This window comes from Merdimmobilis hominis (assembly GCF_016901855.1).
Classification (GTDB): Bacteria; Bacillota; Clostridia; order Oscillospirales; family Ruminococcaceae; genus Paludihabitans.
In genome coordinates this window covers 224725-244216 of sequence record NZ_JACJKY010000001.1, presented here as the reverse complement: position 1 = coordinate 244216, position 19492 = coordinate 224725, and the positions used below count along the sequence as shown (strand labels likewise).

Sequence of the window (19492 nt, the reverse complement as noted above, 5' to 3'; positions counted from 1 at the left end):
TGCAAAAATGAGTTGACAACAGCGGAAATCGGGTGTATAATGCAGCACATAAGGCAAAGGCGTCTTTGAGGAATGAACTCAAAGGCGCCTTTTCTTATTTCAAAACAAATGCGAAAAGGCAAGGGAGTCTTTGATGCAAGAATCAAATGAGTGCTTTGTTTTATTATTGAACAAAGCCAAAAGGAGTTTTTGATTATGGCAACAGTATCAGAGTATTTTGGCAGCATGGTGTTTGACGACAGAGTCATGAAAGCAAATTTGTCGGCAAGCGTGTATGCATCGCTGAAGAAAACGATTGATGAGGGTGCAAAACTGGATCCGAGCGTTGCAAATGCAGTGGCAGATGCAATGAAAGATTGGGCAGTGGCACACGGTGCGACACATTACACCCATTGGTTCCAGCCGCTCACCGGCATCACAGCGGAAAAGCACGACAGCTTCATTTCTCCGTCTCCGGACGGCGGCGTGATTATGGAGTTTTCCGGAAAAGAACTCATCAAAGGTGAACCGGATGCCTCCTCGTTCCCGTCGGGCGGTTTGCGCGCAACGTTTGAAGCCAGAGGCTATACCGCTTGGGACCCGACCTCCTACGCCTTTATTAAAGGAAAAACACTCTGCATTCCAACTGCATTTTGTTCGTATGCAGGTCATGCGCTGGACAAAAAAACACCGCTTCTGCGTTCTATGGAAGCGCTCAATAAACAAGCACTCCGCATTCTTCGTCTGTTTGGCAACGACAAAGCAAAATGTGTTCGTTCCTCTGTAGGACCGGAGCAGGAATACTTCCTGGTAACCAAAGAGATGTATGATGCACGTCCGGATCTTCGTTTTACCGGCAGAACCCTGTTTGGTGCAAAACCGCCGAAAGGTCAGGAGATGGACGATCATTACTTCGGTGTTATCAAACCGCGCGTTGCAGCATATATGGAAGAGTTGAACCATGAGCTGTGGAAACTCGGAATCCTTGCAAAAACAGAGCACAATGAGGTAGCGCCTGCACAGCACGAGCTGGCACCGATTTATACGACCACAAACATTGCAACCGATCATAACCAGCTGACAATGGAAATCATGCAGAAGGTTGCACAAAAACATGGTCTTGTATGTTTGCTTCATGAAAAACCGTTTGCAGGTGTAAACGGCAGCGGTAAACACAACAACTGGTCGATTGCAACCGATCAGGGACAAAACCTGCTTTCTCCGGGCGAAACACCGTATGAAAATGCACAGTTCCTGCTGTTCTTGTGCGCGGTCATCAAAGCGGTTGATGATTATCAGGATCTGCTCCGTATTGCAGTTGCAACCGCAGGCAACGATCATCGTCTGGGTGCAAACGAAGCGCCGCCGGCTGTTGTTTCGATTTTCCTTGGCGATGAATTGAACGCTGTTTTGGAAGCAATTGAAACAGATACTCCGTACAAAGGCGCTGAAAAAACACAGATGAAACTGGGCGTTGACGTATTGCCGAAATTTAACCGCGATACCACCGACCGAAACAGAACATCGCCGTTTGCATTCACCGGCAACAAGTTTGAATTCCGTATGCTCGGTTCTTCGAACAGTATCGCTTGTGCAAACATTATGCTCAACAGCGCAGTTGCAGAGAGCCTTAAAATCTATGCGGATCGCTTAGAACAGGCAGATGACTTCAAAACAACACTCAATGCAATGATTCGCAAAACCATTAAAGATCACAAGCATATCATCTTTAACGGCAACGGCTATGATGACAGCTGGATCAAAGAGGCAACCGAACAGCGCGGACTGCTTAACTACCGCACAACACCGGATTGTATGCCGCACCTGCTCGACAAGAAAAACGTCGATATGCTGACTGCACATAAAGTGTATTCGGAAGAAGAACTTCGTTCAAGATGCGAGATCATGCTTGAGAACTACTGTAAAACTGTAGTGATTGAGGCGAACACGATGGTCGATATGGCGAGAACACAAATCGTTCCGGCAGTTGAATCGTACGTTTATGATCTTACCAAAACAGCTACTGCGAAAAAAGCATTGGATGCTTCCATTTCTTGCAGCTATGAAACTGCACTCGTGAAAAAACTGTCTGTGCTGGTTGATCGGATCGCAGCAAAGACAGAAGAACTTGACGATGCGCTCCTTTCTCTGCATGATGCAGAAAACGTAACAGCAGAATCGGAAATGATTCGCGACAGAATTCTTTGTCTGATGAGTGAACTGAGACTTCCGTGCGATGAAGCGGAAACAATCACAGCGAAAAAATACTGGCCGTTCCCGACATATGGCGATCTGCTGTTCGGTGTTCAGGCATAAAAAATAATCTTGATATCAAAAGCGTTTGAGAAAAGAAAAGTAAAGCAGAGCGCTTGTCTAAAGAGAGTACGGGCGGGTGGAATCCGTATGGCAGGTCTGTTTGAAAAACCCTTTTCGAGCTGCAATCTGAACGGAATCACGAGAGTGTTTCTCAGTAGGTGCGCCGTGTTCTCCCGCGTCAGTCGGAGAAGCCTTGTTTGAGGCAGACAAAAATGAGTGAAAAGATAGGTGGCACCGCGAGTACAGCACTTGCCCTATAGAATGCTGAATTGATGAGAAAAAACGGAGGAATCTTTTATGTGTTCGATTATGGGCTATTGCAAAAGCGATGCCGCCTATTCTTCATTTTTGAAAGGCTTTGAGCGGACGGTTTCCCGCGGACCGGATGACAGCCGGATCGTTGATACGGGAAAAGGCTTGATGGGCTTTCACCGGCTGGCGATTATGGGACTGACGCCTTCCGGAATGCAGCCGTTTGAACTGGACGGAAGTTATGTGGTATGCAACGGCGAATTGTATGGATTTGAAAAAGAGAAAGAACGTTTAAAGGAAAAAGGGTATTCATTTCAAAGTGACAGCGACTGTGAAATTCTGCTGCCGATGTATCGGGAGTACGGTGTCGAGATGTTTTCGATGCTGGATGCGGAGTTTGCGTGCATTTTGTATGATGGACAGACAGGCGAATTTATTGCTGCACGCGATCCGATCGGGATTCGGCCGCTGTATTATGGATATGATGACGACGGTGTGATTCTTTTTGCAAGCGAGGCCAAAAACCTTGTTGGAATCGCGGCGAACATTATGCCGTTTCCACCCGGACATTATTATCAAAAAGGCGAATTCGTCTGCTATTGTGACATTGCAAAGCCGGAAGCTGTCTGCCGCGACGATCTTGAAACCGCTTGCCGTCAGATTCGTGAAAAATTGATTGCCGGTGTGAAAAAACGACTGGTTGCGGATGCAAAAGTAGGATTTTTGCTCTCCGGCGGATTGGATTCTTCGCTTGTGTGTGCAATCGCTGCAAAAGAAAGTGCTGCGCCGATTAAAACGTTTGCGGTTGGTATGCAAAAGGATGCAATCGACTTAAAATATGCACGGCAGGTTGCTGAATATATCGGCAGCGATCACACCGAGATTTATATGACACCCGAAGAGGTGCTCTCCTCGCTTGAAACAGTGATTCAAACGCTTGGTACCTTTGATATTACAACCATTCGTGCCAGCATGGGCATGTATCTGATCTGCAAGGCAATTCATGAGCAGACAGACATTCGCGTACTGCTGACCGGTGAGATTTCCGATGAGCTGTTCGGATATAAATACACTGACTTTGCACCGAGTGCTGAGGCATTTCAGCAGGAATCAGAGAAACGTGTCCGCGAACTTCATATGTATGATGTGCTTCGTGCAGATCGCTGTATCTCTGTAAACTCACTGGAAGCGCGTGTGCCGTTCGGCGATCTTGATTTCGTAAAATATGTGATGGCACTTGATCCGCATATGAAACAAAACACCTATGGAAAAGGCAAATACCTGCTCCGGCATGCATTTGAGGACGGCGACTATCTGCCAACCGAAATCCTCTGGCGTGAAAAAGCTGCGTTTTCTGATGCAGTCGGACATTCAATGGTAGATGACCTGAAAGAGTATGCAGAGCAAGTCTATACAGACGAGGCATTTGAAGCGGGATGCAAAAAATACACGCATGCACGTCCGTTTACAAAAGAATCGCTTCTTTACCGTGAGATCTTTGAAAAATACTATCCGGGTCAAAGCGAAATGATCGTTGATTTCTGGATGCCGAATAAATCGTGGGAGGGCTGTGATGTAAACGATCCTTCTGCGCGTGTCCTTTCAAACTACGGTGACAGCGGAAAATAAATGATTCAATAAAAAAAGTAAAAAACGCTTGCAGAACGGTTGACAAATACCCGAAAAACGTGTAAAATATTCGGGTAAAAGGCAATGGTGTCTTTAGTGTTTTCGCATTAAAGGCACCATTGTCTTTTTTATGCCCAGAATATAACGAAGAGAAGCGGTTTTATCAGTTAGAAGCATTGGATATGGGAGAGAACAGCGTTTGATTTGGACTGCTAAAACCGCAGAATAGGAGTGGTGTTGATGAGAAAATATATTTTTGTGACCGGCGGCGTGGTTTCAGGACTTGGAAAAGGTATTACCGCTGCGTCATTGGGACGGCTTTTAAAGGCGCGCGGTTTAAAAGTTGCGGCACAGAAGCTTGATCCGTATATCAACGTTGACCCGGGTACCATGAGTCCGTATCAGCACGGTGAAGTGTATGTCACGGAAGACGGCGCAGAAACCGATCTCGATCTTGGCCACTATGAGCGTTTTATTGACGAGGATCTCAATCAATATTCAAACCTGACAACCGGAAAAGTGTATTGGAATGTGCTTAATAAAGAACGGCGCGGCGAGTATTTGGGCTCGACTGTGCAGGTGATTCCGCATATTACGAATGAAATCAAGGAGTTTGTTTATAGTCTTGGAAAGAAGACGAATGCTGATGTCGTTATTACCGAAATCGGCGGCACAATCGGCGATATTGAGTCGCAGCCGTTCATCGAGGCAGTGCGGCAGATTTCGCTTGAGGTCGGCAGAGAAAACAGTCTGTTCATTCATGTGACGCTGGTACCGTTTTTGCGCGGATCGGACGAGCATAAATCAAAACCGACACAGCATTCTGTGAAAGAACTGCAGGGCATGGGCGTGAATCCGAATATCATCGTGCTGCGTGCGGATGAACCATTGGAGGAGTCCATTTTTAAAAAGATTTCGCTGTTTTGCAACGTAAAACCCGACTGTGTCATCGAAAATATCACACTGCCGAATCTGTACGAAGCGCCGCTGATGCTTGAGCGCGCAAACTTCTCTTCGGTTGTTTGCCGTGAGCTTGGAATTGATGCACCTGCACCGGATTTGACGGAATGGACAGCAATGGTCAGCCGAATTCACACCAAAAAATCGAGTGTTACCATCGGTTTGGTCGGGAAATATGTTGGGCTGCACGATGCATATCTTTCGGTTGCGGAAGCACTTCGCCATGCCGGATACGCGCATGAGGCGGAAGTAAAAATCGATTGGATTGATTCCGAAGAACTGTCCGCACAGAATATTGAACAGCGTCTTTCGGGCATCGACGGCATTTTGGTGCCGGGCGGATTTGGAAGCCGCGGCATTGAGGGGATGATTCTTGCGGCATCTTATGCACGAACCCATCATATTCCGTATTTCGGCATTTGTCTTGGCATGCAGATTATGGTGATTGAATATGCACGGCACGTTGCAGGTCTGACGGATGCAAATTCCGGCGAATTTGATGAGCAGTGCAAACATAAGGTGATCGATTTTATGCCCGGACAAAGCGATGAAATTGACAAGGGCGGAACACTGCGGCTTGGCGCATATCCCTGTGCGATTGCACCGAACACGACCATGCATCGCTGCTATGAAGCCGATTTGATTCAGGAACGGCATCGTCACCGCTACGAATTCAACAACGAATTCCGTCAGTGTCTTGCGGACAGCGGACTTGTGCTGAGCGGCACATCTCCAAACGGCAGACTGGTGGAAGCAGCAGAGCTTTCCGACCGGCCGTTTTATCTCGGTGTGCAGTATCATCCGGAGTTTAAGAGCCGGCCGAATAGACCGCATCCGCTGTTTTCGGGATTTATCGGTGCGGCAGTTGCATATCATAACGGAGGCAGAGCATGAGCGTTTGGGAATCAGAAATTCACGAAGAATGCGGTGTATTTGGCGTGATATCGCCTGAATGCACCGATGTGGCAAATGTGTCGTATTACGGACTGTATGCACTGCAGCACAGAGGACAGGAGAGCTGCGGTATTGTGGTAAATGATGACGGGATATTTGTGTCGCACAAGGATTTGGGACTGGTGAACGAAGTGTTCACGGACGAAACACTGTCGCGTCTGCCGCAGGGAACAATGGCGGTTGGTCATGTCCGGTATGGAACAACAGGAAAAACGACGCGTGCAAACTGTCAGCCGATTGAAGTGAATCATCAAAAAGGGCACATGGCGCTTGCACATAACGGAAATCTATCCAATGCGGCAGCACTTCGCAATGCACTTGAATTATCGGGCGCCATTTTTCATACAACGAGCGATACGGAAACGATTGCGTATATTATCACAAGAGAACGGCTTCAGTCCGCTTCGATTGAAGAGGCGTTAAGCCGGGCAATGAACACGCTCGACGGTGCATATTCGCTGATCTTGATGTCACCGCAAAAGCTGATCTGTGCAAGGGATCCATACGGCTTTCGGCCGCTTTGTTACGGACAGACACCTGACGGCACCTATGTGATCGCGTCGGAGTCTTGTGCAATTCAAGCAGTCGGCGGAACGGTTATCCGTGACGTTGAACCGGGTGAAATTTTGGTGTTCAGCAAAAACGGCGTGATGTCGAGAAGAGAACATTGCAAAGCAAAAAAGAAATCGCTGTGTATCTTTGAATATATCTATTTTGCGCGGCCTGATTCCGTGATCGACAGCGTGCCTGTTCATGCAGCGCGTATCCGTGCAGGGCATATCCTTGCAAAACATTATCCGGCAGAAGCAGATTTGGTGATCGGCGTGCCGGATTCCGGATTGGATGCAGCGCTTGGATTTGCGGAGGCATCCGGTATTCCGTATGGTGTGGGACTGATCAAAAATAAATACATCGGCCGCACATTTATCGCGCCAAACGGCAGACTGGACAAAGTGAAAATCAAGCTTTCCGCAATCGAATGTGCCGTGAAGGGAAAACGGATTGTGCTTGTGGATGATTCGATTGTACGCGGTACGACAAGCGGCCGGATTGTGACACTGCTGCGTGAAGCAGGTGCAAAAGAGATTCATATGCGTATTTCGTCGCCGCCGTTTCTGCATCCTTGCTATTACGGAACGGACATCGATTCGCAAGAGCATTTGATTGCATGCAAGCATACGATTCCGGAAATTTGCAAGATGATCGGCGCTGATTCGCTTGGATATTTGCCGGCCGATGCACTGTATCAGCTGACAGGAAACGGTGCATTCTGCAGCGCTTGCTTTACAGGAAACTATCCGACCAGCATACCGGAAACGACAGGAAAAGACCGGTTTGAAGCACGTCTTTCACAGCGAAAAGAATAAAAACATCATCCTTTTTAAAGGGGAAAAATAGGGGGAAATCAGCATGCTTAAGCCAAATATGTATTACGGCAATTTAAAAGAGTCGTACCTGTTTTATCATATTGCGCAAAAAACGAAAGCGTATTTACAAGAACATCCCGATGCGCATTTGTACCGCATGGGAATCGGTGACGTATCACTTCCGCTTTGTGACGCAGTGGTAAAAGCCCTTCACGAAGCGGTCGATGATCAGGCAGATGCCGCACGTTTTCACGGATATATGCCGGAATGCGGTGCACCGTTTCTTCGGGAAGCGATTGCCGAATATTACGGAAAACATGGTGTATCTGTGACGGCGGATGAAGTGTTTGTATCGAGCGGTGCGAGCGACGAACTTGGCGATTTGCTTGATTTGTTTGACCGTGGAAGCGATGCGCTTGTCATTGAGCCGGCATATCCGGCATATGTGGATGCAAACGTCATGGCAGGAAGAAACATTGTGCATTTGGCATCAAGCAAGGAAAATGGATTTTTGCCCTTGCCGGATGAAAACACAAAAGCGGATATCATCTATTTGTGTTCTCCGAACAATCCGACCGGTGCGGTGTTCAGCCGGGAACAGCTTGCACAGTGGGTTCGCTTTGCGAACGAAAACGGCGCAGTGATCTTGTTTGATGCGGCATATGAAGCGTTCATTGAGGATGAAACACTGCCGCACAGCATTTTTGAAATCGAAGGTGCAAAAACGTGTGCAATCGAGATTTGTTCTCTGTCCAAAACAGCAGGTTTTACAGGCACGCGTTTAGGCTATACTGTGATTCCGAAGACACTGTGTCGAAACGGAATGAATTTGAATGAAATGTGGGTGCGCAACCGTACCACCAAGACAAACGGCGTGTCATACATTATTCAAAAGGGCGGCGCGGCAGTTTTCACAGACGAGGGACAACGCCAGATTCATGACAACATTCAAATTTATAAAAATAACGCGCGCATTTTGATGGAAGCGCTTGATTCGATCGGTATTTGGTACTGCGGCGGAAAGAATGCGCCGTATATCTGGATGAAATGCCCGGATAACATGGGAAGCTGGGAATTCTTTGATTGGATTCTGAATGAAATCCAGGTGGTTGGTACACCGGGTGAAGGCTTTGGTGCATGCGGTGAGGGGTATTTCCGGTTCTCCACATTCGGCAGTCCGGAAGATACAAAAGAAGCAGCACGCCGTTTGGTTGCGCTCCTTTCCAAAGAAAAACCAATTAGTGAATAATCGAGTGCACAACACATTCAAAAACGCTTGTATCCAAATTGCAAACATGCTATAGTAAAAGCACTATCCAATGAAAACGAAGTTGGTATGGAGGCTTTCGCATGAATTTTCAGTCCAGCATTTTCAAAGAGGCAACAAGTGATGAAATCAGTCGGATTTTTCTGCATGCACTGCAGGAAAATCATGTTGTAAAAGCGACGCTTTTGGACGGCGGTATGTTTAATACAACGTATCATGTCGTATATGGTGATTCATGCAAAGAGGCGATTTTGCGTCTTGGACCGGTTCACCGGGAACGCATTATGGGCTTTGAGCAGAATCTCATGCGGGCGGAGGAATATGTCTGCGATATTTGCCGTCAGATTGGCATTCCTTCTTCTCATATTTTGGTGTGCGATACCTCCAAAACAGTGATTGACCGCGACTATATGATTGTGGAATACATTCCGTCTGTCGCCATGGTGAAAGTGAATCTTTCGGATGAACAGCGAAACGAACTTTGTTTTACACTTGGGTGTTATTTGGCAAAACTCCATCAGGTGACCGGCTCATTTTTTGGATTTGTGTCGCGGATTTTAGAAGGATATCACTTTACATCATGGGGAGAAGCGCTTCTTTTTGAAATTACAGATATGACAGATCGCTTGCAGAAGTTTGACGGGATTTCTGCTGCGGAAGCGGACAAAATCAAAGAACAGTTTATCAAAAATCGCTCGCTTTTTGACGAGATTCAAACGCCGCATTTGATGCATACGGATTTATGGGCAGGAAATGTTCTGCTTGATAAACAGGACTTGTCTGTCATTCGTGCGGTGATTGACGGTGATCGTGCGGTATTCGGCGATCCGGATTTTGAGTTTTCAAGTCCATGGATGGAAGATAAAGAAATGCAAAGAGGGTATGGATTTCATCCGCCGGCACCAACCGAGGAACATCGCAGAAAACGGATACAGCTGTACCGAATGTTTTATCTGGTTTTGGAAGCATATGTGGGAATCGGAGAATATAATAATCTCGATTTATATCATGAACGGATGGCTGAAATTCGCCGAATCATCAATGCCGAAAATGATATCGAAATGTAATGGATATGCATTGCTTTTGTCCGGGGAAATTTTTTTAAAACCACTTGCAACCATCATATAAATGTGCTATAGTTATGGCAGAAAAGAACAAAACCGCAGCTGCGGTTTTTCTTTCAAGCGTATTCGTGCTCGAACACGAACAGCGCTTTCTTTAGAGAAATACCGTGTGCGGATACAAACGAAAGGATAGGGGAATATGAAATTATTTATTGACACAGCAAACACAGAAGAAATTCGTGAAGCGAGCGAACTTGGCGTCATCTGCGGTGTAACAACAAACCCGTCACTGATCGCAAAAGAAGGCCGCGATTTTGTTGAGGTAGTCAAAGAGATTACAACGATTGTGGATGGTCCGATTTCTGCAGAAGTCATTTCGCTTGAGCATGAAAAAATGGTTTCGGAAGCATTGGAACTTGCAAAAATCCACGAAAACATCGTCATCAAAATTCCGATGTGTGCAGAAGGCTTAAAAGCTGTCAAAATCCTTTCTGAAAAAGGAATCCGCACCAATGTCACATTGATTTTTTCTGCAGCACAGGCACTTCTGGCAGCACGCGCAGGTGCAAGTTATGTGAGCCCGTTCTTGGGACGGCTTGATGATATCGGCTCGGAAGGCATGATTCTGATTCATGATATCGCTGAGATTTTCAGTGTACATCAGATTTCCACAGAGATTATCGCTGCAAGCATTCGTCATCCGATTCACGTAATCGAGGCAGCAAAAGCAGGATGTGATATTGCAACCATTCCGTATAAAGTCATCATGCAGATGATCGGTCATCCGCTGACAGACGCAGGTATTGACCGCTTCTTAAAAGATTGGGAAGGCGTTCCGAAAAAATAAGCACATTGCAGTACATATAAAAAAGCACCCCAGGCGGGGTGCTTTTTCTTGTATTATGATCCCATTGCAGCGCCGTATTGAAGCCGCATTTTGATTTGTCGAATATCGGTTCCTGCGAATTTAAGGCATCGAAACGAGAGCAGACGCGACATCATACGCTGCGAATAGCGCTGTTCAATTTCTTTAAACGAAAGGTTTGTATTGATAATCATCGGCCGCATGATATTCTGGCGGAGATTGACGATGTTATAAAACGCCATGGAATTAAATTGATTTTCAAGCTCTGCACCGAGATCATCAATGATTACAAGATCTGCGGCACGAATCAAATCCATTGTATCCGTTTTTGTTTCCGATTTTCCGTAATACTCATTTTGCAGTTTCCGGAACAAATCGGGTGCCGAAAGATACAGCACCGCATATCCTTTTTCCATCAAAGCGGATGCAATCGAGAGGGAAAGATGCGTCTTTCCAAGACCGACGCCGCCCTGCATCAAAATGCTGACCGCATTGCGGGAGAACTGGTCTGCATATTGTTGGCAGAATGCAAATACACGTTCCATCTGTGTGCGCGCGTCACCGTTATAGTAGGAGAGATCAAACTGCGAAAACGTAACAGCAGAAATCTGATTTTGTGCATTAAACGATTCGATTTCATACTGAACGATCAGCTCTTTTAAGCATTTGCACTGTGCACCGTCGATATATCCGGTATCCGAGCATGCTGCACAGGTGTACGTTGCAAACAAATAGTCCGCAGGATAGCCGTTTTGCGCAAGCAGCTGTTTGATTTTTTCCTGTGCCGATAAATTTTCCTGCATCAAACGTTCGATTGCTTTCTGCGCGTTTTCTTCTTTTGAAAAAACGGCGCGTGTAATCTGGGTGCAGGTCTGTGTCAGCCGATTGGTCAGCACAGTAATTTCAGGAATTTTTAAAGCGATTTCCAAACGGCGCTGTTCGGCTGCCGCTTCTGCTGCATCATGGCGTTCATGCACCGTTTTCATCGCACGGTGAAACGATTCTTTCCGCATGGGGAATCCTCCTTTTTATTTCATATCCGGTGCATGTTCCCAAAAGCGCTCCAGTTCGTCCAAATCATACGTCGGCTTTTCTGAAATCGAAGACACTTTCTCGCGTTTTTCTTCATTGATATCCTCAGGATGGCGGTATCCTTTTTCAAACCATGAGGTCAAAATGGTATTCAGATACGGAAACGATATTTTTCCGATAAAGCGAATCATCCGTTCATACGCAAGTGTGATCATTTCTTCGTCAAATTGATATTCATCAAACCAACGGCGGATAAACGTTTTTTCATTTTCGGTAAAATTCCGAGTTTCAATGCCGGTGATTTTCCGGATGATTGCTTCATGACTCTTGCTTTGTTTTAAAAAGGTCAGATACTGTTCTGCAAGATCGTGCGTCAGAATGCCGTTGTCAGCCCATGCAGCACACGTTTTTTCAAGATAACGTGCGCTCATTTTTCCGATGGAAACACAGTAGTCCACTGCCATCAGAACAACGTCTGCGGGCATTTTTAAGTATTCGAGAATCTGAATGACCGTTTTCGATTCGACTGCCGTCACAGGCCGTGAAAGCAGGCTTTCGATACATTGCAGCAGATATTTTGCCTCCGGTGTGACACTGAGATTCGGCGCAGTATGGGATGCCGATTTTTGCGAAAGGACAACGACATCTGCTTTTTTCTGCGTGCTTTGTGCAACCAATAAGCCGCGGCTGATCCAATAGGAAATGGCTTCCTCGATTTTTTTCTCCGGTTTATCGAGCAAATGGGAGAGCAGATGAACACTGCATTCTTTTTCAGGCTGTTTAAAAATCAGAAGAATGACTTTTAAATAGACATCATCCATATCACAAAGTGATTCGTCAACGATATCTTTTGGAAGTGCAAAATGGTTTGCATACCGTGCAAAATTGATTTTATATGTCATAAAAGTCCTCCTCTCTGACTGTCTGATGGGATAAATCAATCCGTGCAATTTATTATAGCACAGTTGTGCTGTTTTCTCAATCATGAAAGTTTTTGAAGAAAGCGTCTGCATAAACCGTGTGCACAATGACCATACTCTCCGCAGGAAAACGAAAGGCGGAGATATTGTTGGCATACGGCAAAGTGGAAATTTGCGGAATCAATACAGCAAAGCTTACAACGTTAAAAGAAAGCGAAAAAATGGCGCTGTTAAAGCAGATGCAGCAGGGAGATTCGACTGCACGCGAAAAGCTTATCTGCGGGAATCTGCGGCTTGTTTTGAGCGTGATTCAGCGCTTTGCAAATCGGGGTGAAAATCCGGATGATCTGTTTCAGATCGGATGCATCGGACTGATGAAAGCAATCGACCATTTTGATATTACACAGGATGTACGGTTTTCGACGTATGCGGTGCCGATGATTCAGGGAGAGATCCGGCGTCATCTGCGGGATTCCAACACACTGCGGGTCAGCCGGTCATTAAAAGACATCGCATATCGCGCCATGCAGGTGAAAGAGCGGCTGACTGCACAGAATAATGCCGAACCGACAATCGATCAGATCGCAAAGGAACTTTCTTTGCCGAAAGAACGTGTGGTACTGGCACTGGAGGCGATCGTCGAACCGGTGTCACTGTATGAACCGGTCTATTCGGACGGCGGCGACACGATTTATGTGATGGATCAGGTCGGCGATCAGACGTGTGAGGAAAGCTGGCTTTCCGAGATCATGATGAAAGAGGCGATGCAGCAGCTGAGCGAGCGGGAAAAGACAATCATTCATCTCCGTTTTTTTAACGGGCAGACCCAGATGGAAGTGGCGAACGAAATCGGTATCAGTCAGGCACAGGTATCAAGACTTGAAAAAGGTGCACTCAAAAAAATCAAAAAAGTGCTGTAAAAAATGTCCGTCTTAAAAAGATGGACATTTTTGTTGATCGTTTTGATTCAGCTTATTCGATTGTCAGCGTAAAGTCGAGTGTGAATTCTTTTTCGGAGAGGCGATAACGCTCCGGCAGCTCCGGACCGCAGCTGTTGGAACCAACACCGCTCATTGCATAGTCGAGTGTGAGCACTGTGTAACCGGATTCTGTGATCTCGTAGTTGTGCATGCACGACTCGAGAACCTCGCGGGTGTACGGCGAAGCGTTGAAGCTGAACGGACGGCAGGACTGTGCGGTCAGTGTCTGTGCGCCGTTTGTCAGCGATACAAATTCTGCATCATAGTGCGAACCGTTTTCCTGCGGGAAGATGTAATCTTCATGCAAGTCAGCAACGCGGTTCTCATACACACCTTTGCGCGAACCGATATGCTTGTCGACGTAGCTTTCCTGCGGACCGTGTGCAAAATAACGGCAGCGGTCAAAAGCGTTGTTTACAAACATCCGCAGGCCGAAACGCGGCAGCCACGAAACAGTGTCGCGGACTTTTGTCTGTGCCGAGATGTGAACTGCGCCGCTTTCATATACCGTCCAGACAGTGTTCAGTTCTGCGAGGTTTGCACGGGAAATCACGCACAGCGACATCGGGCAGCAAATTTTCACGCAGTGATCGCCTGTTTCTGTCGTGATCGGATAGGTGTACGGAATGACGCGGTCAAAGCCTTCTTCTTTCCAGCGCAATTTGATATTGCGGTCGTTGTCTGTCGGCGCACGGTAGAGATCATATTCCATCGGACGATCGAGCAATACAGTGCCGCCAACTTCCATATGGCAGAAGGTACCTGCTTCTTTGGAGAAGCGATAGCAGAAGCTGTCATTTTTAATTGTGATGAACGCATCGTCATCTTCCACTGTGAGCGGAGCGCCTTCTGTTTTCACAGATACCGGTGCATCACAGGTGGAGAGGTTGATCTGATCGAATCCGAACTCGTGTCCGCTGCTCACCAGTGCAGTGGAAGCTTTCGCGCGCTGTGATACGGTCAGATAAACGCGTGCGCCGTGGGTTTCCGGCAGAGAAACAGGGATCGAAGTCGTTTCGCCCGGCAAAACATCGACAGATTCAATGGTTCCGGATGCGATTTCTTCGCCGTTTTGCTCGAGTGTCCAGTGCAGGTACAGCACGTCGTTTAAATTCTGAAAATCGAGTTTGTTCTTTACAATCAGCGCACCGTCACGGTAGGTGATATGTGCCGGACGCGCAGCATTTTTGAGTTCTAACAGGCCGGTATGCGGTGTGCGGTCCGGATAGACAAGGCCGTCCATGCAGAAGTTGCCGTCATGCGGGAATTCGCCGAAGTCGCCGCCGTATCCGTACATTTTCTTGCCGTTTTTCTCGCCCATCAAAACGGTGTGATCACACCATTCCCAGACAAATGCGCCGCAGAAATCGTCGTGCGCATAGATGATGTCATAGTAATCCTCAAGACTGCCCGGACCGTTGCCCATTGCATGTGCAAATTCGCACAAGATCAGTGGACGGGTTTCGTTTTCGCGGGCAAAAAACGAGTCAATCCACTCAAACGACGGATACATGACGCTTTCAAAGTCGATGCCCTCGTATGTTTCGTCTTTTTCCTTTTCGCGGGTGACGATGGTCGACTCATAGTGAATCAGGCGGGAATTGTCCATCTGGCGGATGCGTTTGATGCCCTGCTTAAAGCAATAGCCGAAACCGCTCTCGTTGCCGAGCGACCAGATCACAACGCACGGACGGTTCATATCACGGGATACGAGGCGTTCGAGCCGGTCAACAATGGTGAGTTCCCAATCCGGGTTGTCGGAGATCTGTGCATATCCGTCCGAATCATATTCGGCGGTGGTGTTGACCTGTCCATGCGCTTCGATATCGCATTCATCAATGATATAAAAGCCGTACTGATCGCACAGTTTATAAAATTCCGGACGGTTTGGATAGTGCGAGGTGCGGATTGCGTTGATATTGTGCTGTTTCATCATGGTCAAGTCGTGGCGAATTTGCTCCATCGATGCGACATAACCGGTATCGGTGTAGCTGTCATGGCGGTTGACGCCTTTGAATTTGACTTTTTTGCCGTTTACATAGACGACTTTGTCTTTGACACAGATTTCACGCACACCCACACGGTCGATGATCCGTTCATTTTCTGCGGTCAGTTCGAGTGTGTAAAGATACGGCGTTTCCGCTGTCCAGAGATGCGGCGCTTCCAGTTCGAAGCTCACGCTGGTGCCGGTCGTGGTGACCTGGTGAAGCACATTGCCCGCCTGATCTTTGAGTGTAATGGTTTTCAAAAGATCACTGCATGTATCCTCGGTGATAACGAGAACGTTTGCCGTTTCGCCGGTGATCGATGTTTTTACGCGATAATTCTGAATATGGCGGGACGGACGAGAGAGCAGGTAAACGTCACGGAAAATACCGGACATGCGCAGTTTGTCCTGATCTTCGACATAGGTGCCGTCACACCATTTTAACACAACGACGGAAATTTTATTTTCGCCGTCTTTTAAGAATGCGCTGACGTCGTATTCTGCGGTAGAGTGCGAAACCTGGCTGTAGCCGACGAACTGGTCGTTGATGTACAGATAATGGCAGGAGTCAACGCCTTCGAAGTTTACAAAGTAAGAAAAATCCGCATCTTTTTTGATCGAAAAGGTGCGCTCATACAGTGCACACGGATTCTTTTTCGGTACATACGGCGGATTGAACGGGATCGGATACAATACGTTTGTGTACTGGTGATTGTCATATCCGTGCATCTGCCAGTTAGACGGAACCGGCAGTTTGTCAAAGCAATCGGGGGAGAAAGTAAACTGGCTGACCGACTCAAAAAAGCGGAAATTCCAAGTACCATTCAGCATCAGCACACGGGGGTTGTCCGTTTTTTGATCGGTAGATGCATTCGGAGAGCAAGGAATGTAATAAGCACGGTTCGGCATTGTATTGACGCGAACAGTGCTTAAATCTTCATAAAATGGAAACAGCATAAAAAATACGCTCCTTTGATTTAAAATAAATATGCACCTTGATTATATAAATCCGAAAAGAAGATGTCAATACAAAAAACAGATTCTTGTGAATTTCCTTGATTGAAGCCGAACAGGAAACATGATATAATAAATGAAACAACTTTATGACACAGGGAGTATATTGACGGCATGAAAAACGAGATGACGGACATTCAAAAAAATCATCTGTATGAAATAGAAATTACCGGTATGACAAATGAAGGAAACGGCGTCGGACGGATCGGACAGTATGCGGTATTTGTGCCGGATACAGCTGTGGGCGACCGCTGTATGATCCGGCTTGTGAAGAAAAATAAAAGCTTTGGCTATGGAAGGCTTGAATCGGTGCTTGTTCCGTCGAAAACGCGTGTAGTGCCGGACTGCGCGCAGTTTAAACAGTGCGGCGGCTGTTCGTTTCGGCATATTTCCTATGAAGAGGAATGCCGTTTAAAACAAGAAATGGTTGCAGATGCGTTTTCGCGTCTCGGCGGAATTTTGACACCGGTTTCGCCGATTATTAAAAGTGAGCGGGTGAACCGGTATCGGAATAAAGCGCAGTATCCGTTCGGACTTTCCAAAGAGAAGAAGGTGCAGTGCGGATTTTATGCAAGACGCAGCCACCGGATCATTGACAGCAGCAGCTGTGCACTTCATCCGCCGGTTTTTGACCGCATCCGTGAGACTGTCAGCCGATATGTGCAGCTTCATAATATTTCGGTATATGACGAGCAGACACACAGCGGCATTTTACGCCACTTGTATCTGCGTATCGGCGAGCAAACGAATCAAATTATGGTTTGCTTTGTATGTGCATCACCGGCGGCTCATTTGTTTTCCGACCTTGCACAGGAACTTACGAAGAAGTATCCGCAGGTGGCAAGCGTTGTGCTCAATGTCAATCCGGAAAAAACAAATGTTATTTTGGGAAAAGAGTGCATTACGCTTGCGGGAAGCGACACGATTGAAGATATTTTGTGCGGTGTGCGGATTACACTTTCTCCGCTTTCGTTTTATCAGGTGAACCGTGATCAGGCAGAGGTTTTATATCAGACGGCGCTTTCCTGTGCATCGCTCAGCAAAGACGATTTGCTGCTTGATCTGTACTGCGGTGCGGGAACAATCGGCCTTGCGGCAGCTTCACAGGTAAAAGAAGTGATCGGTGTGGAGATCGTGCCGGAGGCGATTGAAAACGCAAAAGAAAACGCCGTACGAAACGGAATTTCCCATGCGTCGTTTTATTGTGCAGATGCAAAAGAAGCGGCAAAACGGTTTGCGTCGTCCGGGATTGCACCGGACGTGATTGTGGTGGACCCGCCGCGAAAGGGACTGGACAGGGAAGTCATCGATGCAATCCAAGCAATGGCGCCAAAACGGCTTGTAATGGTGTCGTGCAATCCGGCAACGGCGGCACGGGATACGCGCCTTTTGGCAGATGGCGGCTATGCAGTCAAAGAGATTATCCCGGTGGATATGTTCCCGCGGACAACACATTGTGAATGTATCGTAAAAATGGAAAGATAACAATAAATGGGCTGTTTATAGGGGGATTTAGATGAACTTCAATGAAATTCGAGCAATAGAAAATGAGACGGAACGCGTGAATAGAATCTACGACATTTTCAATGAGGACAGCAGACTGAATCACTCCAAGGCTGCGCGTGTTGAATTTCTCACCACTGTTCACTACATCGAAAAATACTTAAAAAAAGGTGACAGAATTCTTGATATTGGCGCAGGTGCCGGAGAATATAGCTTGTATTTTGCGAGAAAAGGATATGAAGTATCTGCGCTTGAACTGACCGATGCAAATATTGCGGCGTTTCGTAAAAAATTGACGCCAGAAGATCCAATCGATCTTGTGCAGGGAAATGCGCTTGATTTGTCACGTTATGACGATCAATCATTTGATATTGTGCTTTTGTTTGGTCCGCTTTATCATCTGGAAAATGATGCAGATAAACTGAAGTGCATGAAAGAGGCAAAACGTGTCTGTAAAGATGGCGGGAAGATTTTCTTCGCGTTTATTTCGAATGATTTCGTTTTTCTTACAGAGTTTTCATTTGACGTAAATTACTTTTCCTCCGGAGATTACAACAAAGAAACATTCAGATTAACCGATTTTCCGTTTGTGTTTCACACAGTGGATGCGGCGAGGAATCTTCTTGCTCGTGGCGGAGTAACGATTTTGCACGAGGTTGCCAGTGACGGTGCAAGTGAGCTGATGGCGGCAAGAATCAATGAAATGAGCGATGATGATTATGCGCAATACCTTCGATATCATTTTTATATCTGCGAAAAGCCAGAGTTTTTGGGTATGACGAATCATTTGCTGTTTGTAGGAGAAAAAGATGATAAATATCAAATCATTTCGCTGCGGGAACGGCCGGAATACAAATATACAGCGGCAAAGTGGTTTCACAGCAAATGGGGTGTGCCGGAACAAGCGTATCTTGAATGTATGGAATCCTATTTGAGTCATCAAACGGAATATGGCTGGTATTTGTGCCTCGACTCAGAAAAAATCGTTGGCGGACTGGGCGTGATTGCGAATGATTTTCACAACCGAAAAGATTTAACGCCGAACATCTGCGCGGTTTATACGGAAGAAGTATATCGCTGTCAGGGAATTGCGGGAAAGCTTTTAAATGCCGCTGTAGAGGATTGCCGTGTAAAAGGAATTTCTCCTGCCTATCTGGTTACAGATCATATAGGATTTTATGAGCGTTACGGATGGGCGTTTTTGTGCATGGTTCAAGGAGATTATGATACTGAAATGACACGGCTGTATATTCACAGATGATTTTCTTTTCCGTAGGACTGTTCGTTTTAAGATTTTGATCGAACGTTTCTGCTGTGTATTGTGCTCATATAATTATTTTGCACGAAAAACAAAAAATATATTGTGCTTTTTTAATAAATATGATATACTAAACACAGGGAAA

At 46.5% G+C, this 19492-nt stretch carries 13 protein-coding genes; 10 read left to right on the top strand and 3 right to left on the bottom strand.

Annotated elements, in window-relative coordinates; translation table 11 throughout:
* Window positions 1–195: 195 nt before the first annotated feature.
* From H6A12_RS01275 to fsa, 7 genes are all read left to right on the top strand, one after another.
* Window positions 196–2295 (top strand): glutamine synthetase III, encoded by a 2100-nt coding sequence (locus tag H6A12_RS01275; protein WP_204443966.1) that lies wholly within the window; start codon window positions 196–198, stop codon window positions 2293–2295.
* Between the two features lie 297 nt (window positions 2296–2592).
* Window positions 2593–4176 carry an asparagine synthase B gene (gene asnB, locus H6A12_RS01270; RefSeq protein WP_204443964.1) on the top strand — a complete coding sequence of 528 codons (1584 nt, stop codon included), beginning with the start codon at window positions 2593–2595 and terminating at the stop codon, window positions 4174–4176.
* A gap of 240 nt (window positions 4177–4416) precedes the next feature.
* On the top strand, window positions 4417–6030 hold the full coding sequence (locus H6A12_RS01265; RefSeq protein ID WP_204443961.1) for a CTP synthase: 1614 nt from the start codon (window positions 4417–4419) through the stop codon (window positions 6028–6030).
* Window positions 6027–7457: an amidophosphoribosyltransferase gene (gene purF, locus H6A12_RS01260; protein WP_204443959.1), complete on the top strand. Its 1431-nt coding sequence runs from the start codon at window positions 6027–6029 to the stop codon at window positions 7455–7457. Before H6A12_RS01265 ends, purF begins: the two co-directional genes overlap by 4 nt.
* Window positions 7458–7500: 43 nt before the next feature.
* Window positions 7501–8706: an LL-diaminopimelate aminotransferase gene (locus H6A12_RS01255; protein ID WP_204443957.1), complete on the top strand. Its 1206-nt coding sequence runs from the start codon at window positions 7501–7503 to the stop codon at window positions 8704–8706.
* A 101-nt stretch (window positions 8707–8807) separates the two neighbouring features.
* Window positions 8808–9791, top strand: coding sequence for a phosphotransferase family protein (locus tag H6A12_RS01250; RefSeq protein ID WP_204443955.1), 984 nt, complete (start codon window positions 8808–8810; stop codon window positions 9789–9791).
* Window positions 9792–9987: 196 nt separating this feature from the next.
* Entirely contained in the window at window positions 9988–10635 is a 648-nt protein-coding gene (gene fsa / locus H6A12_RS01245) for a fructose-6-phosphate aldolase (RefSeq protein WP_204443953.1), read from the top strand.
* Between the two features lie 53 nt (window positions 10636–10688).
* On the opposite strand, the gene H6A12_RS01240 is transcribed toward fsa, so the two are convergent.
* Window positions 10689–11666 (bottom strand): ATP-binding protein, encoded by a 978-nt coding sequence (locus tag H6A12_RS01240; RefSeq protein ID WP_204443951.1) that lies wholly within the window; start codon window positions 11664–11666, stop codon window positions 10689–10691.
* A 15-nt stretch (window positions 11667–11681) separates the two neighbouring features.
* Entirely contained in the window at window positions 11682–12587 is a 906-nt protein-coding gene (locus H6A12_RS01235; RefSeq protein WP_204443949.1) for a DnaD domain protein, read from the bottom strand.
* Between the two features lie 167 nt (window positions 12588–12754).
* On the opposite strand from H6A12_RS01235, the gene sigG reads away from it, so the two are divergent.
* Window positions 12755–13525 carry an RNA polymerase sporulation sigma factor SigG gene (gene sigG / locus H6A12_RS01230; protein ID WP_204443947.1) on the top strand — a complete coding sequence of 257 codons (771 nt, stop codon included), beginning with the start codon at window positions 12755–12757 and terminating at the stop codon, window positions 13523–13525.
* Between the two features lie 52 nt (window positions 13526–13577).
* Here sigG and H6A12_RS01225 read toward each other — a convergent pair whose 3' ends face one another.
* Window positions 13578–16529 (bottom strand): glycoside hydrolase family 2 TIM barrel-domain containing protein, encoded by a 2952-nt coding sequence (locus H6A12_RS01225; protein ID WP_204443945.1) that lies wholly within the window; start codon window positions 16527–16529, stop codon window positions 13578–13580.
* Between the two features lie 171 nt (window positions 16530–16700).
* On the opposite strand from H6A12_RS01225, the gene rlmD reads away from it, so the two are divergent.
* Both rlmD and H6A12_RS13650 read left to right on the top strand, forming a co-directional pair.
* Window positions 16701–18071: a 23S rRNA (uracil(1939)-C(5))-methyltransferase RlmD gene (gene rlmD, locus H6A12_RS01220; RefSeq protein ID WP_243415244.1), complete on the top strand. Its 1371-nt coding sequence runs from the start codon at window positions 16701–16703 to the stop codon at window positions 18069–18071.
* Window positions 18072–18102: 31 nt separating this feature from the next.
* Window positions 18103–19350, top strand: coding sequence for a GNAT family N-acetyltransferase (locus H6A12_RS13650; RefSeq protein WP_345941206.1), 1248 nt, complete (start codon window positions 18103–18105; stop codon window positions 19348–19350).
* The last annotated feature ends 142 nt before the right edge of the window (window positions 19351–19492 follow it).

Bases quoted from the DNA above. Each gene is read 5' to 3' on its own strand.
- asnB (WP_204443964.1), top strand. From the start codon at position 2,593: ATGTGTTCGATTATGGGCTATTGCAAAAGCGATGCCGCCTATTCTTCA.
- purF (WP_204443959.1), top strand. From the start codon at position 6,027: ATGAGCGTTTGGGAATCAGAAATTCACGAAGAATGCGGTGTATTTGGC.
- H6A12_RS01255 (WP_204443957.1), top strand. From the start codon at position 7,501: ATGCTTAAGCCAAATATGTATTACGGCAATTTAAAAGAGTCGTACCTG.
- H6A12_RS01250 (WP_204443955.1), top strand. From the start codon at position 8,808: ATGAATTTTCAGTCCAGCATTTTCAAAGAGGCAACAAGTGATGAAATC.
- fsa (WP_204443953.1), top strand. From the start codon at position 9,988: ATGAAATTATTTATTGACACAGCAAACACAGAAGAAATTCGTGAAGCG.
- rlmD (WP_243415244.1), top strand. From the start codon at position 16,701: ATGAAAAACGAGATGACGGACATTCAAAAAAATCATCTGTATGAAATA.
- H6A12_RS01240 (WP_204443951.1), bottom strand. From the start codon at position 11,666: ATGCGGAAAGAATCGTTTCACCGTGCGATGAAAACGGTGCATGAACGC.
- H6A12_RS01225 (WP_204443945.1), bottom strand. From the start codon at position 16,529: ATGCTGTTTCCATTTTATGAAGATTTAAGCACTGTTCGCGTCAATACA.
- H6A12_RS01275 (WP_204443966.1), top strand. From the start codon at position 196: ATGGCAACAGTATCAGAGTATTTTGGCAGCATGGTGTTTGACGACAGA.
- H6A12_RS13650 (WP_345941206.1), top strand. From the start codon at position 18,103: ATGAACTTCAATGAAATTCGAGCAATAGAAAATGAGACGGAACGCGTG.
- H6A12_RS01265 (WP_204443961.1), top strand. From the start codon at position 4,417: ATGAGAAAATATATTTTTGTGACCGGCGGCGTGGTTTCAGGACTTGGA.
- H6A12_RS01235 (WP_204443949.1), bottom strand. From the start codon at position 12,587: ATGACATATAAAATCAATTTTGCACGGTATGCAAACCATTTTGCACTT.